The 15,374-nt window shown below is 45.9% G+C and carries 13 protein-coding genes; 2 read left to right on the forward strand and 11 right to left on the reverse strand.

The window, feature by feature from the left end:
* Window positions 1–148: 148 nt before the first annotated feature.
* Window positions 149–823, forward strand: a complete 675-nt coding sequence (locus J7E78_RS26775; RefSeq protein WP_215079573.1) for a response regulator transcription factor — start codon at window positions 149–151, stop codon at window positions 821–823.
* Between the two features lie 21 nt (window positions 824–844).
* Here the strand turns inward: J7E78_RS26775 and J7E78_RS26780 are convergent, their stop codons facing one another.
* From J7E78_RS26780 to J7E78_RS30205, 10 genes are all read right to left on the reverse strand, one after another.
* Window positions 845–4,069 (reverse strand): hybrid sensor histidine kinase/response regulator, encoded by a 3,225-nt coding sequence (locus tag J7E78_RS26780; RefSeq protein WP_215079575.1) that lies wholly within the window; start codon window positions 4,067–4,069, stop codon window positions 845–847.
* Between the two features lie 194 nt (window positions 4,070–4,263).
* Complete coding sequence (locus J7E78_RS26785) at window positions 4,264–4,569, reverse strand: PAS domain-containing protein (protein ID WP_215079578.1); 306 nt, start codon at window positions 4,567–4,569, stop codon at window positions 4,264–4,266.
* A 71-nt stretch (window positions 4,570–4,640) separates the two neighbouring features.
* The gene (locus J7E78_RS26790; RefSeq protein WP_215079580.1) at window positions 4,641–6,638 is read right to left on the reverse strand and encodes a methyl-accepting chemotaxis protein; all 1,998 of its coding nucleotides are present in this window, start codon (window positions 6,636–6,638) and stop codon (window positions 4,641–4,643) included.
* 428 nt (window positions 6,639–7,066) lie between these two features.
* The gene (locus J7E78_RS26795; RefSeq protein ID WP_397330620.1) at window positions 7,067–7,906 is read right to left on the reverse strand and encodes a MetQ/NlpA family ABC transporter substrate-binding protein; all 840 of its coding nucleotides are present in this window, start codon (window positions 7,904–7,906) and stop codon (window positions 7,067–7,069) included.
* Window positions 7,907–7,970: 64 nt separating this feature from the next.
* Window positions 7,971–8,642 (reverse strand): methionine ABC transporter permease, encoded by a 672-nt coding sequence (locus J7E78_RS26800; RefSeq protein ID WP_215079584.1) that lies wholly within the window; start codon window positions 8,640–8,642, stop codon window positions 7,971–7,973.
* Window positions 8,639–9,448: a methionine ABC transporter ATP-binding protein gene (locus J7E78_RS26805; protein ID WP_215079586.1), complete on the reverse strand. Its 810-nt coding sequence runs from the start codon at window positions 9,446–9,448 to the stop codon at window positions 8,639–8,641. The genes J7E78_RS26800 and J7E78_RS26805 overlap by 4 nt, the downstream gene beginning before the upstream one ends.
* Before the next feature lie 314 nt (window positions 9,449–9,762).
* Entirely contained in the window at window positions 9,763–10,557 is a 795-nt protein-coding gene (locus J7E78_RS26810; RefSeq protein WP_215079588.1) for an energy-coupling factor transporter transmembrane component T family protein, read from the reverse strand.
* Window positions 10,532–12,103, reverse strand: coding sequence for an ABC transporter ATP-binding protein (locus J7E78_RS26815; protein ID WP_215079590.1), 1,572 nt, complete (start codon window positions 12,101–12,103; stop codon window positions 10,532–10,534). The genes J7E78_RS26810 and J7E78_RS26815 overlap by 26 nt, the downstream gene beginning before the upstream one ends.
* The gene (locus J7E78_RS26820; protein WP_215079593.1) at window positions 12,104–12,697 is read right to left on the reverse strand and encodes an ECF transporter S component; all 594 of its coding nucleotides are present in this window, start codon (window positions 12,695–12,697) and stop codon (window positions 12,104–12,106) included.
* A gap of 233 nt (window positions 12,698–12,930) precedes the next feature.
* Window positions 12,931–13,068, reverse strand: coding sequence for a hypothetical protein (locus tag J7E78_RS30205; RefSeq protein WP_463674771.1), 138 nt, complete (start codon window positions 13,066–13,068; stop codon window positions 12,931–12,933).
* 173 nt (window positions 13,069–13,241) lie between these two features.
* Between J7E78_RS30205 and J7E78_RS26825 the strand changes: the two genes are divergently transcribed.
* Window positions 13,242–14,195, forward strand: a complete 954-nt coding sequence (locus J7E78_RS26825) for a copper amine oxidase N-terminal domain-containing protein (RefSeq protein WP_215079595.1) — start codon at window positions 13,242–13,244, stop codon at window positions 14,193–14,195.
* A 181-nt stretch (window positions 14,196–14,376) separates the two neighbouring features.
* On the opposite strand, the gene J7E78_RS26830 is transcribed toward J7E78_RS26825, so the two are convergent.
* A complete protein-coding gene (locus J7E78_RS26830; RefSeq protein WP_215079597.1) occupies window positions 14,377–15,045 on the reverse strand; it encodes a pectate lyase in 669 nt (222 codons plus the stop codon).
* Window positions 15,046–15,374: the final 329 nt, after the last annotated feature.

Genomic DNA, 15,374 nt, shown 5'->3' on the forward strand with positions numbered 1-15,374 from the left:
CTGTAAGCTTGGGTAAACTTGAGGCAGTTGCTCTATAGACCAAGAAGCCCCCCACCTCTTAGGTGGTGTGTAGTTCACATATCAGGTATATTAAGTTAATCCATGGATCTTAGTCCTTCTACAAGAAGGGGGTTCAGAAAGGAATATCATGACGAAAGTGCTTATCATAGAGGACGACAACATGTTAGGCGATACATTATCCTTGTATTTGCAAGGTGAAGGGTATGATGTTATCCGTGTCGATAACGCAAGAGATGGTCTTCTACAGCTTCAAGCGCGGCCTGATATCCTGCTTCTTGACTTGATTCTCCCTGATCTGGGTAATAAGAATCCTTGTTCTCTCATGCGCCAACATACGGCAATCCCCATCATTGTCATCTCTTCGTTAACCGAGGTTTCTGAGCGGATTCGATCATTAACAGATGGGGCTGATGACTATGTATGTAAACCTTTCAGCATGCAGGAGCTGAAGGCACGTATTGAGGCCGTATTGCGCCGCTACTCTATATTGAACAGCTCTGTTGTCACTGAACAGGAATCCGGAGTATCTCTCGATCTGGCCCGAAGAACTGTTCTGTTGAATAACCAGCGCGTGGAGATGACGTTTTCCGAATTTGAGATCATGAAACTGTTTATCCTCAATCCTGGCAAGGTCTACAGTCGGTATGCCCTGATTGAAGCCATTCGTGGTATAGATGCCTACATTAATGATCGCACCATCGATGTTCACATTACCAAGCTTCGCAAAAAAATTGAGGACAATCCAAAAAACCCCCAATATATTCAAACCATCTGGGGGGTCGGTTATAAGTTCACACCTTAAAACAATACAGCTTCATTCACATCACCATGGCAGAGACCCGGTAATTTTATCAATTTCCTGTTGTACCTTCTCCAATATCGAACTCAGTTCCTTTTCTTCGTATAACGGACGGGACAAGAGCGATTCCAGTTGGAGAACTTCACACATCAGATCCACTGCATGCAGATTCGCAGCTACGCCTCGAAGAGAATGAACACTACGAATTACATCAGCAATCTGCTGTTGCTGAAGCTGAATCGCCAGTTTTCGCTGAATCGAGCCATACTCCATCCTGAATTTCGTGAGCGCATATTGCAGAATATGTGGCTTGCCGTCCATCTGTCTGATCGCCTTATCTGCATCAATTCCATTGATCTCCCTTATGCCTTTTAGATCAATCCATATTTCCAAAATGTCTGCGATCTGTTGTTCATGTACGGGCTTAGTCAGTATGGCATTCATGCCTGCTTCAAGATACAATTCATGGTCCCTTTTTAAACTATTCGCTGTAAGCGCGATAATGGGTGTACGATCATATTTCCTCATCTTGCGAATGTGTCGCGCTGCATCAATTCCATTCATATCTGGCATATAGAGATCCATCAGAATCAGTTCCCATGTTTGTTCGTCCAATTTCTTCAAAACCTCTGTGCCACTGTTTGCCAGCGTCACCTTGAATCCGGTATGTTCCAGCATGGCCCGAATGACCAGTTGATTGATTTCATGATCTTCAGCGATCAGAATGTGCCCTTTGGATTCAAGCAAACAGGATTCATCGCCTTCTATCATCCGCTTTTTCTCCAATGGCCCTTCACCCTGAAGTGCAAGTAACACTTCGAACAATCCCAGACGTGTAATCGGTTTGATCATCATGAGATCCGGGCGAAAGGATCTCTCCTCCCTCCACAGGGCATTTTCACTAAAGGCATGGGTGTACCCCACCATTTGAAATTTGGTTCGATTCAATCGCTTCATGAAACGGTCCCATGGCGATCCGTTTACGGTCTCCTCTGCATCCATATCCATCATCATCAACATGGAACTTGCCCCCTCTGCATGATGGACATAGCAATCACTTTCCATCATATGGTTCAACGAAGGATACAGCTTCGGCTTCATTCCGAATGAGTAGAGTAACTGCTTCAGACTTTCGCCCATTCGTTCATCTTCTTCAACGATAACCACATCATCAGCACAATATAGAAGAGGATATGTTTGCAGGAAGGAACTTTCTTCTTCCGAATCTGCAAGTTCAAATATCAAGTCGAATGAAAACAGACTGTACTCTCCCAGCACACTATCCACCCGCAAGCTTCCTCCCAAAGAGGTGACCAGAAGGTAACAGATGACCAGCCCAAGACCAGAGCCACCATATGTTCGATACGTCGAGGGTTCCGCTTGAGTAAACGGGACAAAGAGCCGTTCCAATTGTTCGGGTGAAATTCCGATTCCCGTGTCCTCTACCTCAAAACGGACATGAACTCGCTCCGCCTCCAATGAAAGAACCTCTGCCTGCAATGTTACATATCCATGCTCCGTAAATTTAATCGCATTACTGAGCAGATTCAATAACACCTGTTCAAGTCGGAACGGATCACCAATCACCGTTAATGGCAGATCGGGATCGGTTGTAAAGATCACTTCGATATCTTTGTGCCCGATGGCCACACCGATCTGATCTGCCACACGTTTGATCACATCCTCTGGTGAAAAAGAGACCTTTTCCAAAATCAGCTTGCCTGCCTCAATTTTCGAAAAATCAAGAATATCATTCACGAGGGTAAGCAATGTTTGGGAGGACGCGTTGATTTTACTCAAATAATCCTTTTGTTGTGGAGATAGATCTGTTCGTTGAAGCAACAACGAAAAGTTGATAATGCCGCTCAGTGGGGTACGAATCTCGTGGCTCATGAATGCGAGAAACTCACTCTTCGCCTGGCTTGCTTTGTCGGCCTTAACACGTCTATAGTGATCCGAAATGTCATGAATGACTGCCTTAATTTTCTCACTCGAGTTTAGTACTTTAACAGGGTATAGGTAAACTCGAACATGCTGCTCATGACCTTCTCCAACAATGAAACTCAGTTCCGTATCCTGTGCTATATTGTGATGTAAGGCTTTTTGGAAAACGAATAACCAGTTCTCCAGCTGCTCAATGAACAACAATTCTTCAAGCTGACGCCCAATCACTACCTGCCTGCCTAGACCGAGAACATCCAGAAATTTCTGATTAACCGACACAATACATCTGTTCCTATCCAAACCGACAAACCAGTCTGCCGACACTCGCTCAAGTGTTCGATATCGCTCTTCACTTTCTTGAATCCTTCGTTTAACTGCTCTGTGTTCCGTGATATCGAGTCCATATCCCACGATATATTTCACCACACCCTCTTCTCGCAGAGGGCGAACTTTCACCAGCGAATAGTAACCTTCATGCTCAATCTCGTAAAAAAAAGACTCCCCTTCCCATGCCCGGTTAAACTGCTTTCGCAGAAATTCTACCTTTTCCTGAGGTAAAATATCCAATGTGCCCAGTGTGCAATCTTGCTTCAGACTACTCATATCCAAGCCCAGGCGGGAGAGCATCTCTCCTTCAAGCAGAAGATACTCGAATTTCCCATTCTGTTTTCGGATTTTAAAAGTAAACCCCGGCTGCATACGAAGCATCTCCAACATTTCCTGATCCCTCTGAATGACCAATCTCCTATATCGATGATTTTGGTTCAGATAATACAGGAATAATATAACGGACAGCAGGCAGATACATTGAAAAAAGAGAATCTGCCCCATCATTAGCAGAGAAGGAGCATTTGTCTTTAGTACAGAAAACTCATACACAGTAATCAGCAGCAACGCTCCGGACAACCACTTCTGCATAAATCCCCTGATATACTTAAAGATCAGGCATATGACTACAACAAATAACAACTCTGTCAACGCATACTGCCAATTCTCCAACAAGGGATTACGCCCCATATTAATCCGAAAAATCCACATGAATGCAAAAGTAACGAATGCAGAGCCACTCCCACCAAAATAAGCAGCGAGCAGATACACACTGGCCCGGAAATTCAACAATGTACCATCCTCAAGTACAATAGAGAAATAATAGAGCGCCGTGCCCAACATGCTCAGCGTAATACCAATAATGATCCGAGTCGTGATGGATGTTGAACGGGTAGCATTTGTTTGGTTCAGATAGTGATGAATAAGGAAAACAAAGATCCAAATTAGCGTGAAATTTAATACAAGATCGCGTAGCAAATGGTCACCGTCCACATTACGACTTCAGGATTTCATGCATTCAATGAATGTTGTCAGATTCACGGTCGCAGTTCCCCAGTACACAAATCATAGTATGCCGGGCTCCCTTATTCAATTGACGATATTGACCATTTTTTTGCAAATAATTACTACTTTCAGCTAACATACCCTTATCACGAAACCACGATTTTTTTTCATGAAAATTCATCATTAAATATGCTGATATAAAAAAGAGAATCATCCAAATGCACCGATGTAATCGTAACTTGGGCTTCCCACACTTCCTGATCAGCCTTCATCAGTTTGGCTACGCCGGACCAGGTCTGATTTCCTCTCCAGTGGGTATCCATTAGCAATCGGGCAGGCTGACCTATGGTGCTCTCCCGTGAGAATCCTGTTTTGGTTACATAAACGGAATTCACATCCAGAATCACACCCTCCTCATCTGTAATCATGACCGCATCCGTTAGCAGTAAGAAGGCTCTGAGTTCCAGTTGCATGGTTGTCCACTCCCTCTAATGAAACATGATGTGATGCTGTCCCTGTGTGATACTCTCTTCTACAATCCCGTTTAATACTTAAACTGTCTAATCAGGCGCTGCAGCTCTTCAGCCAGGGTAGACAAGCCACGAGCCGAAGAAGAAATCTGCTCCATCGCTGCCAGTTGCTCCTCTGAGGAAGCGGCCACTTCTTCGGAAGTTGCAGCGTTGCCTGACGCAATGCCTGCCAACTCATTGGATACAGCAGATACTTCCTGTACACCTGCTGTGATCTCTTGCGACGTGGCAGCAATCTCTTCAATCTGAGGTGTCGTTTCCCTCATGCTATCCAGAATACGTTCAAACTTCCGAATCGCTTCTGTAGAGATGTCCATGCCCTCTCCAACCTCTGAAGTCACCTTCTCCATCATGCGAACGGAAGCAGCCATATCTTCCTGAACCGCCGTAGTCAGCACGGTGATTTCATTGACGGACTGCCCGGATTGCTCTGCCAACTTGCGAACCTCTGCTGCTACAACGGCGAATCCATTGCCATGTGTACCTGCACGAGCAGCTTCAATGGATGCGTTCAGCGCGAGCAGGTTTGTCTGTTTGGCTATATTTCCGATTAACTCCGTGATCGCTGAAATTTGGTGTGATCGTTCATATAACGCCTGAATCAATTGGTTTGTCTGTTCTACCGTCTCTTGAATCGATTGCATCTGACTCACCGTCTGCTTGACGGTGTTGCCGCCTTCTTCTGCTTGTACGGTTGTATGTTTCGCCAAATCAGCGACATGTATGGAACGTTCGGCGATTCTTGTAATACCAATCGTAATTTCATTCATGGCCTGATGATTATGTTCAATACTCTCGGTCTGTTTCTCCGCACCACTCGCAATTTCCTGAATGGCTCGCGCTACCTGCTCACTGGCTGCACTGGTTGATTCCGCACTCTGAGTCATTTCATCCGATGAGATGACTACCTGACTGGCGCTGTTCTCCACATTTTGAATCAACACACGCAGGTTGCTCTGCATTTTGCCAAAAGCATCACTCAGTTCACCGATCTCATCATGACTTGTGCTTGTAATGGTCTGGGTTAGATCTCCTTCGCTCACCTGAATCGCCTGATCCTTCAACTGACGAATTGGTTTAACAATAGATCGCATCACCAGCCAGATGATCAAAATTCCGATGACCAGAAAAGAAACGATGACCATAATCGTTCGATTCAGAATAGGCGTAGCGGCATCCTCTACTTCAGAGGAGAACATGGTGCCTGCGACCTTCCATCCCGTGGACGGATTCGTGGCGTAATACATGACCTTATCAACCTGATCAAAAGTGTAGTTGAAGTGGCCGGATTCATTCATATACACTTGTGTCCAAAAATCTTCTGTTGCATCTGCTCCAGGTTGCATCGTCGGATGATAGATATACTTTTCGCTGGCATCCAGTAGAATCAGATACCCCTGTTCTCCTACTTTAATTCCGCTAACCAATTGACTAATGTCCGACAGATCGAGATCCAGTTGAACCACACCGGATTGGTCTTCCAGTGCCTTCGCAATCGTGATGGTGATCTCATTCGTCTCGGCAGAAATATAAGGCTCTGTAACAATGACCTGCTGTGGAGCACCCATTGCTTCCGTGTACCATGGTCTGGTTCGGGGATCGTAATCTTCAGGCATCTCCGCATCAGAGGACATCAGATACACACCTGCCTCTGTGCCTACACCTATGGTGATGATATCTGTGTTCTGCGCAGCGTATCCCTTCAATTCGTTCACAACCCGAACCTCGGCATCTTCTTGTCGTAATTGCTCTGCAAGTATATTCGCATAGTATTCAATATGATTCCGTTTGGCATTGATCGAAAGGTCGATCGTCGCGCTGGCAAGGTTCACATTTTCCATCGCACTATGTAAAATTTGCTTCTCCACTTCATCTTTTGCACTGTTATACGATAAAACTCCAATACTTAACGAAGGAATGGCCAGGAAAGCAATAAAGGACACCACCAGCTTGGTCTTAAAGTTCTTATTTATCTTGTTGAACCAGGTCGATTTCCTATTTTTTTTGGACAAATTTCTCTACCTCTTCCAGATTAATTTTAGTTTTACTTGATCTACTTATAAGTTGAACTAGTGATTATTTACACTTGCCACTCCGATGACAGAACAACCTTCCAATCGTTAAATGATTCATACAACTTATATAGCTCTTGTAAAGCTCTCATAGATTGTAAACCATCTTTTCAAAAACTAGGTCTCAATTCTTTTAAAAAACACTTTTTATACTAAAAAACTCGAACATATCTCTTAATTTATAATCCAAAAGAACTATTTCCAAACAAATTATACGAAAAAACTATTAAATAAAGTGTTCCGGGAATATGACCAAATTGTTAACTTTCTAAATACTTGTTAATAAGCATGCAGATCACATCACAAAAAAAAGATCCAAGCGTTATCGCTCAGATCTAAAGGCTATTCACATTAGGTTAACGTATTCTCTATTCAAATGCCGGGATCGCAATATCTGCATATTTCTCTTCAAAGAAGGCTTTGACCTCTGGACCCGCCATACGCTTAGCCAGCTTCTGGATAGCTTCGGAGTCCTTATTATCCTCACGGGCAACCAGGGTGATGGCAAAATGGGAATCATCCTTCTCGGTTAACAGTGCATCCTTCTTCGGTGTAAGGCCGAGCGGACTGGCATATGCCGGTGTCATGGCTACCAGATCAGCATCATCCATCATACGAGCCAGCATCAACAAGTCCACTTCCTTGAACTTGAAGTTTTTCGTATTCTCGGTGATGTCCGCCTGTGTGGCGTTAAAATCTACGCCTTCCTTCAGCTTAATCAATCCGTTCTGCTCCAGCATCACAAGAGAGCGACCAATGTTGGAAGGATCGTTCGCAATTGCAATGGTTGCGCCTGCTGGCAATTCCTCAATCGTTTTGTATTTTTTGGAGTAACCGCCATAGATGGCATTATAGATGGGCTGCACGGCCACCAGGTTGGCATTGTTTGCTTCATTATATTGGTTCATGTAAGGCACGTGCTGGAAGAAGTTCGCATCCACTTCCTTGTTCGCAAGTGCCGTATTTGGTTGAACGTTATCCGACAACACAACAACTTCAAGATTAACGCCATCTTCCTTCAACAACGGTTTTACAATGTCCAGTACGTCTGTCATCGGTGGAATCAATGTAGCCACTTTCAGCGTAACTTCTTGTACAGCTTGTGTATCTTCCTTTGTTCCTTCAGCCGCAGGTGTTTCTTCTTTTTTGCCACAAGCAGCGACGATCAGCATTACTGCAAGCAACATAAGCATCATTTTTGCTTTCATTTTATGTCTACCCCTCATTCTATAATCTGTATTGGTTATTCTTCATACTGCACTGTCCACCCGCTTAAGATCTGCGATCCAGCCAGCGGGACAGTCTGCTGCCTGTGAATTGGATCATCTGTACCAGGATAATCATAATGATGATCGTAAATACCATAATCTCCGTTTCGAAGCGCTGATAACCGTATCGAATGGCAAAATCGCCAACCCCGCCGCCACCTACAATGCCCATCACCGTCGAGTAGGAGATGAAGCTAATCGTAGCTGTCGTGAGTCCCAGTACAAGGCCGGATCGTGCCTCCACGTACAAGAATTTCACCACAAGCTGCATCGTCGATGCCCCCATGGAAGCAGCAGCTTCAACTACTCCCCTCGGTACATCCAACAACGCTTGTTCCACCAGTCTGGCATAGTAGGCAATCGCAATGACCGAGAGTGGCACGGTTGCCGCCAGCGTACCTATGGACGTTCCTACGACAATCCGTGTGAATGGAATCATGAATACAACCAGCAGTAAGAACGGAAACGAACGAACGATATTGACGACACTGCCGAGTACAAAGGACAGTGTTTGATTCTGATACCGTTGTCCTCTCCTGAATAAGTACAGCAGTGTACCCAGAGGTAACCCGATCAGAACAGCTGCCGCAATGGAGATGCCCACCATGACAAAAGTCTCTCCGATCGCCTGCCATATCTCATGCTGATACTTCAGCACAGACTCAGGTAACCTCATGACTTGTCCTCCTGTTCTGCCTGACGGAACAAAGACGAACCTGCCATCCCGTATTTGTCATCCGCAAGCAAGGAGGTCAGTAGATCAGGCTGCGGAGCAGGGATACTGCTCACTTCCGCTTTAGACAACGTACGAACGAGTCGCCCATCCTTCATGACGGATATCCTGTGACATAGTCTGCGAGCCACTTCCATCTCATGCGTCACTATAACAATGGTCACGCCCAGCGTTTCATTGATATGACGCAGCACATCCAGGATACCGTTCGTGGTCTGTGGATCAAGCGAAGAGGTCGGTTCATCACAGAGCAGCACATCCGGACGACTGGCGAGTGCTCGTGCAATCGCCACACGCTGCTTCTGTCCTCCGCTAAGCTGAGCAGGATATTGATCTGCCTTGTCTTCCAGTCCAACAAACCGCAGTACCTCAAGTCCACGTTCAACTCGCTGTGTACGGGGCATCCCCGCCAGCTCCAGTGGCATACAGACATTGCCACTCACCGTTCGGTTACTGACAAGATTGAAGTGCTGAAAGATCATGCCAATGGATCTTCGTGCGAGACGCAGCGTGCGCTCATTCATCTGGGTCAGATGCTGCCCATTCACAACAACCTCACCATCATCCGGCTTCTCCAATCCATTGAGCATCCTCAGAAGTGTGGATTTGCCTGCGCCACTCGAACCGATGATGCCGTGAATCTCGCCTTGTCCCACTTCAAGCGAGACCGAGCTTAACGCTTCGAATCCCTGATCTGCACGGGAACCGCGCTCGTTATAACGTTTGCTTACACCATATAATGAGATCATGGAGAATCCTCCCGTGAATGATCATGCATGGTTCTTCAAGAACACATGAAGAAAGCCCGCACAGCCGATAACCGGAGCGCGAGCAATCCTGTTCATTTATAATAAATCAACATCCCTGATGAGACAAGCTTTTAAGGTAAGATTGCCTCCTGCAGGCGGCTCGCTTCGGTCTGTCCAATACTCATTGAATAACCCGTGTAATTTAGATTGCTTGAACTCTCTTTCCAATCCGGCTCGCCTAACCACTCAGCCACTTGTTTGGAGGTGGTTACCTTGTGTCAGGACCCGTCTTCACTCTCGTTCATCCCCCCGTATTACCTGACATCCACCATCGTAGCATGATAAGGAAAGGTAACCCCCATGTAATAAGCAGCTGTTAAGGTGAGGATATAATAAAATACAAACAACAGATCAGCTCGCGAATAGCCAATCTGAATGTAATACGTTCGGCTCGCGCCATCCATAAATCCTTTCGCTTCCATCGCTACCGCTATTCGCTGTGCACGGCGAATGCTCTGTGCCAGCAGCGGAATAGCGTAACGCTTGAGTGTACCATACACATTCCAGCGTGAGCCTCGTTGCTGTGTTCCACGAATACGAATAGCGTAACGGAGCGTCTGGAATTCATCCAGCAAAATGGGGATCATGCGCATCGCGGCCAGAAAGCTATAGGCATATTTTGCAGGCAGCTTCCACTGCTGCATCAGGGAATAAAACAGCCGTACCGGCTTGGTCGTAAGACCAAAGAGTAACCCAGCCGCTGCCATAGTCAGCGAGCGAAAACCCAAGTGTAGACCGCGATAAAAGCTCTCTTCGGTTATGTGAATTAATCCCCACTTATACCATGTGGTCTCACCCTTGCCAAACATCATCATACCTGTGGAAGTGGAGATAAATACCAGAATGAATGGTGATGCATACAGCATCAATCTATACCACGGATGACCTGTCCAGCACAGTAACAGCATCATCGCCAACGCAACGTTGGCCATTACATTCAGATTGTGAATGAGGATAACGATGACAAACATCATCGTCAGAATGATCATCTTTAATCCCGGATTGACCTTATGAAGCCAGGTTTCACGGTGAGGAAACGACAGTTGCATCAGATAACCTCCCCTCATCCACCGTCCAGATTCGGGTGCAATATCTTTTTACAATTTCACGATCATGGGTAACCATAACAATGGCTGTTCCCTCTCTCCGCAATTGCTCCAGTTGTGCTAACATGGCAAACGTATTGCGGGCATCCTGTCCAAAAGTAGGTTCATCCAACAGCAGTATTCGCTGCTCTCTCACCAGTGCCGAGGCAACGCTCAAGCGCCGTTTCTGCCCCATCGATAATTGGTAGGGATGGCGCTCGGAGAGGTCGATTAGTCCAAATTGATTCAACATATGATCAGTCCTGACAAGTCTCTCTTCCGTTGTAAGCCTGCCCCCCAGCAATGAGAATTCCACTTCTTCCGCGACCGTGTTGGTCACAAATTGAAACTCCGGGTTCTGAAATACAAACGCGATTCGATCTGCAAGCTGCTCCGTTTTGCCAGAAGGCTGACCGTCCACCTCATAATGACCTGTTGTTTTCAGGATATTCATCAGAGATAACAACAATGAACTCTTGCCAGCCCCATTGGCTCCGACAATACCAATCCAGTCTCCATACCATACCTTGGCCCGCTCCACCTGAATGAAGGGTGTTTTCCCACGCCATCCGGTGAACTGCTGCAAGTCCAGTGCAGGCTGATCGGCGGGAGATACAGGTGATGAGGGTGAGCCGTGAAGTATGGGGGATATACCCGGTGTATCGGATAAACCAGACGATTGCTGTGCTTCCAAACTTGAGATGCCTTGATCCACACACACTTGAAGCTCTCCAGAAGCACTTCCCTCTTCTTCCTTAGCTACCTGCTCTCGCTCCTCCCATATGCCTGGATACCAGATTCCATAAGCCTTCAGCTTGCCCCGCTCATCCGTAAATACCTGCTGTGCTGGCCCATCCGCCACAATCTTTCCTTCAGGTGATAACACAAGGATGCGGTCGACCATATCCACAATCTCATTAATTTTGTGTTCAACGATAATGATCGTTTTGTCACTGGCGATCCGTTTGACGGTATCCCACACCTGGGAAGTCCCCTCATCGTCCAGCAGTGCAGTGGGTTCATCCAAAAACAATACCTCCGGGTCCATGGCAAGCATCGAAGCAATCGCAAGACGCTGCTTCATCCCCTGAGACATGGACTGGATCAATACACGATTTTGTTCAAAGGATAACCCCACCTGTTTCAGATAGTATTCAATCAGAGCAGGCATCTCTTCACGCGGAAAATTTCGATTTTCCAGAACAAATGCGATCTCTTCATCCGTAAAGGACATACAGAACTGGGTATCCGGATCTTGAAAGACCACTCCTGCTTTGGCGGGAACCTGAATATCATCACATTTCATCGGAATCTCAACCGAACGCGGTATCAGACCGCTCAATATTTGCAATAACGTCGATTTACCGGAGCCGCTCGGGCCAAGCAACAGCACTTTCTCTCCTTGACGCACAGAGAGAGACAAGCCTTGAAATACCAAGGCTTTCTCTCCCGGGAACTTGCATCTTAGATTTGTCACACTTACCGCTTGCGAATTCCCCTCTCCGCTCATCTAATCCAGCGCCTCATAATCCTGTTTGGATACCGGCCTCAGTGAACGTGTTACACCTGTCCGTTCCAATGCTTTGGAGAGATAATAAGCAAACACTCCTGCAATCAAGATGCTTCCGATGAAGCGGAATCCGATAAATAATGTATAATTCCAGGCCGAGAGTGAATCAATATACCCGTATTGGTAATCCAGTATGAGCGAAGCCGCTGCGGCTCCTATGGCTGCAAGACAGGTGACAAACAGATTGGTTTTGCGATACAAAAATGCTGCGAAGAATATCTCGGCTCCCAATCCTTGCAACAGACCGTATACAAGTGTGGACATGCCCCATTCACTGCCCAAAAAAGCACTTACCGTTGAAGCCGCAACTTCGGCAAGAATAGCCACGCCTGGTTTACGAATGATAACAAAAGCAAACGTGCCCGCCATAAACCACATCCCGTAGATCATCTGCTCCGCATGAACGCCAAATGGTTTCATCAAGTCATACGTAGGTCCCCATATCTTATAAATCACTCCAAACACCACTGCGATCACAATGGTTACCAGAATATCCGTTAGTTTCAATCGTTTGTTGCCTGCTGTTGCTGCCATGTTCTCTACGTCCTTCCTCTGTTCCCTGTGGGGGTTGTAAAAGTGTGTGTTCAAAAAGACTTTTTGAGCAACCTCTAAAAATAAACGAAAAAGCCTCCCCGGTTCCGGGAAGGCCTTACGCACAGTGTACAATCCTCACAATGATGTATTGGATGAATGTCGAAAATATGGAATATCAACCATCCCTCTCCGCCTTGGCAGATACACTACCATAATTCAAAGAGAACTGTTGTTCATCCACGTTCATTCCCACAATTCACCCTTACATATTGCAAATCCATGTTCTCTACGCTGGCATTACCCAGATCAGATGTACGGTCAGCGGCACAAGGCCACTCTCTCAGCCCAACTTCATTGAGCTCCCGGTTCACTTATTTCATTGCCTCTACTCTACATCAGATGGGTATTTGTGACAATCCCCAGAAGAATCATCGTGCTTCATTTGGTGTAAAAGGGAAGGGGATATCTGTCGATTTACTTTCCATAATATGCAACATTTAGGTTATGTAGTGCGTCTTAAATATTAGAAGGGAGATGGATAGTAATGAAAAAGTACAACTCTGTTTGGCAGCTTAAAACATGGAAAATGGTCCTTGTCGCTTCGATACTCACCGCAGGCACGGCACCTGCCTTGCTCTCATCCACTGTGGCGGAAGCCGCAGCAACCAAACCTAATCCGACAGCTTATATTAACAATGTTCAAGCTCAATATGATGTTGTCATACGGCAGGGTATTACGTACGTGGCATTGACGGAGCTTCAATTCCTCGGCAACTATACGTTTGGTTACAATAACAAAACAAAAGAGATCAGCATCAGCACAGGCAGCGATAAATATGTCCTTACACCGAACAGCAAAACAATGAAGAAAAACGGTCAGAATGCGACATTATCCTCCGCGCCGATTCTGGTGAATGGTAAAGCCATGCTTCCGCTCCGTGCCATCGGTGAAGCTTTTGGTGCCAAGGTGCAGTGGAACCAGAAGGCCAAGGAAGCCTACATTTACACTACCGATGCTGCTATTGTAAAAGATTATAACAGTTCCGATCTGACTGTGGCGCGTGAAGCCGCACTGCATCTGCCACGCTTCTCTGAACTGGGACAAGCACGTCTGGACATTCGCAACCCTTTGGGTCCGGTGGATTCATCCATCAAATACATTTTTGAACAAGGCAAAAAAGATCGTTTCTTCGTTGTTGAGGATAACGATCTGATCAGTTATTACACCCTTAAAAATGGAAGTGCCCTGCTACAATGGCAGGCCAACATCAGCAAAAATGCCGGAACCATCGGTGACCTGTTCTTTATTAAAACCAAAGCCGTTGCTGAAGCAGGGACTCGTCCTTCCGTAGCAGGTCAAACACTCGTATCATTCAAGTACTCTCGTATGCTTGAAGAAACCTCTTACGAGATCATGAACAAATTGGGCTCTATTGATACCGGTTCTGTTGTCCCCGAGAAAGGCAAAGTCATTGTTGAAGTTCCAGGAGAGAAATAATTTGAGCATCCTCTATAAAACATTGCTCAGCAGAACCATACTCTGATATCTGCATTACAAAGAGCGTCCCTCAAAGTCAGTGTGGCAATGACCTTGGGACGCTCTTTTTGGCGTTATATTCCATCTCAAAATCACAAGCGGCGCTTAAACTTTTAACACCTCAAGCGATTCAATCTTCTGTTTAATATTGCGTGTTCCCAGACTGGCTCGTTTTCCCTGAAGCAAACCCCTTGAACAACGTTGGTACTTTGGAATAACGGGTATTCGTAATTTTGCCTTGTGATGTACTGCTGTCTGTACGCATAATTGCATCTTTCACATTGGAAATGTTGGAGTTATCCAGCGTCATGTTAACTGCGAAGGAAGTTCCACCATTTTGGCGTACCAGCTTGCCGATATCATCTGCACGGAAATTTTTGATGTTAATCGTTCCGGCTGCATTCATCTGGAACACTTTATCATAGGCCTTGTACGCTGCTCCGCCAGTAATGTTAACTGTTCCGGCCGACTTCAATGTCAGTGCATCCTCGCCCACGTCCTGCCAGACCACATTCGATATATTACAGTTACCATAACAGTGAACACCATCTGCAGCAGGTGATCCGATATTTACATTTTTGAGCGTGGCCCCCGCCTCCAGACGGAAGACTGGCTTCTGACCCTCTGCTTGAGATCCGTCGCCCAGTGTGGAAGGATTAGCTACAAATGTTTTACCTTGACCATCATAGGTCGTGCCCTTAGGAACCACAATGGTTGAATTTACAACTGTAGGCGCAGCAGCAACCGGAGCTGCACCAAATATGGAAGCAACCAAACCAGCGGACAGCAACAACGTCAACATTTTTTTCATAACTTTATTCCTCCCTTATTCTCTCGTTTTTTGGTAGTGTACAAGCCTGAGCTTGTCCTGGAAGTTCGTCAGAGGTGCACCTCTGTCCGACCTCAGCCTAATCCTACCAAATAAGGAAGGTAACTAGAATAATCATTAGATCAGATAGTTCAAGACATCCCACAATCCCTGTCATATCAGCATTTTTTGCAAGCCAGGTCCTTGGAGCAATATGCTGATATTAACCTCTGGTATGCTCATTTGTAATGTATGTACCTCTAACTTTAATCCCAGTAACCAAGAAAGACCACTACATTTGTCTCCAAATGTGTGATCTTGAATAGCTTTCG

Origin of the sequence: Paenibacillus polymyxa (assembly GCF_018614975.1) — a bacterium.
In the GTDB taxonomy this organism is placed as follows: Bacteria; Bacillota; Bacilli; order Paenibacillales; family Paenibacillaceae; genus Paenibacillus; species Paenibacillus polymyxa_E.

Coding starts and splice junctions, on each gene's coding strand:
- J7E78_RS26810 (WP_215079588.1), bottom strand. CDS start 10,557: ATGCAACTGTCGTTTCCTCACCGTGAAACCTGGCTTCATAAGGTCAAT.
- J7E78_RS26775 (WP_215079573.1), top strand. CDS start 149: ATGACGAAAGTGCTTATCATAGAGGACGACAACATGTTAGGCGATACA.
- J7E78_RS26825 (WP_215079595.1), top strand. CDS start 13,242: ATGAAAAAGTACAACTCTGTTTGGCAGCTTAAAACATGGAAAATGGTC.
- J7E78_RS26830 (WP_215079597.1), bottom strand. CDS start 15,045: ATGAAAAAAATGTTGACGTTGTTGCTGTCCGCTGGTTTGGTTGCTTCC.
- J7E78_RS26785 (WP_215079578.1), bottom strand. CDS start 4,569: ATGCAACTGGAACTCAGAGCCTTCTTACTGCTAACGGATGCGGTCATG.
- J7E78_RS26795 (WP_397330620.1), bottom strand. CDS start 7,906: ATGAAAGCAAAAATGATGCTTATGTTGCTTGCAGTAATGCTGATCGTC.
- J7E78_RS26805 (WP_215079586.1), bottom strand. CDS start 9,448: ATGATCTCATTATATGGTGTAAGCAAACGTTATAACGAGCGCGGTTCC.
- J7E78_RS26800 (WP_215079584.1), bottom strand. CDS start 8,642: ATGAGGTTACCTGAGTCTGTGCTGAAGTATCAGCATGAGATATGGCAG.
- J7E78_RS26820 (WP_215079593.1), bottom strand. CDS start 12,697: ATGGCAGCAACAGCAGGCAACAAACGATTGAAACTAACGGATATTCTG.
- J7E78_RS26815 (WP_215079590.1), bottom strand. CDS start 12,103: ATGAGCGGAGAGGGGAATTCGCAAGCGGTAAGTGTGACAAATCTAAGA.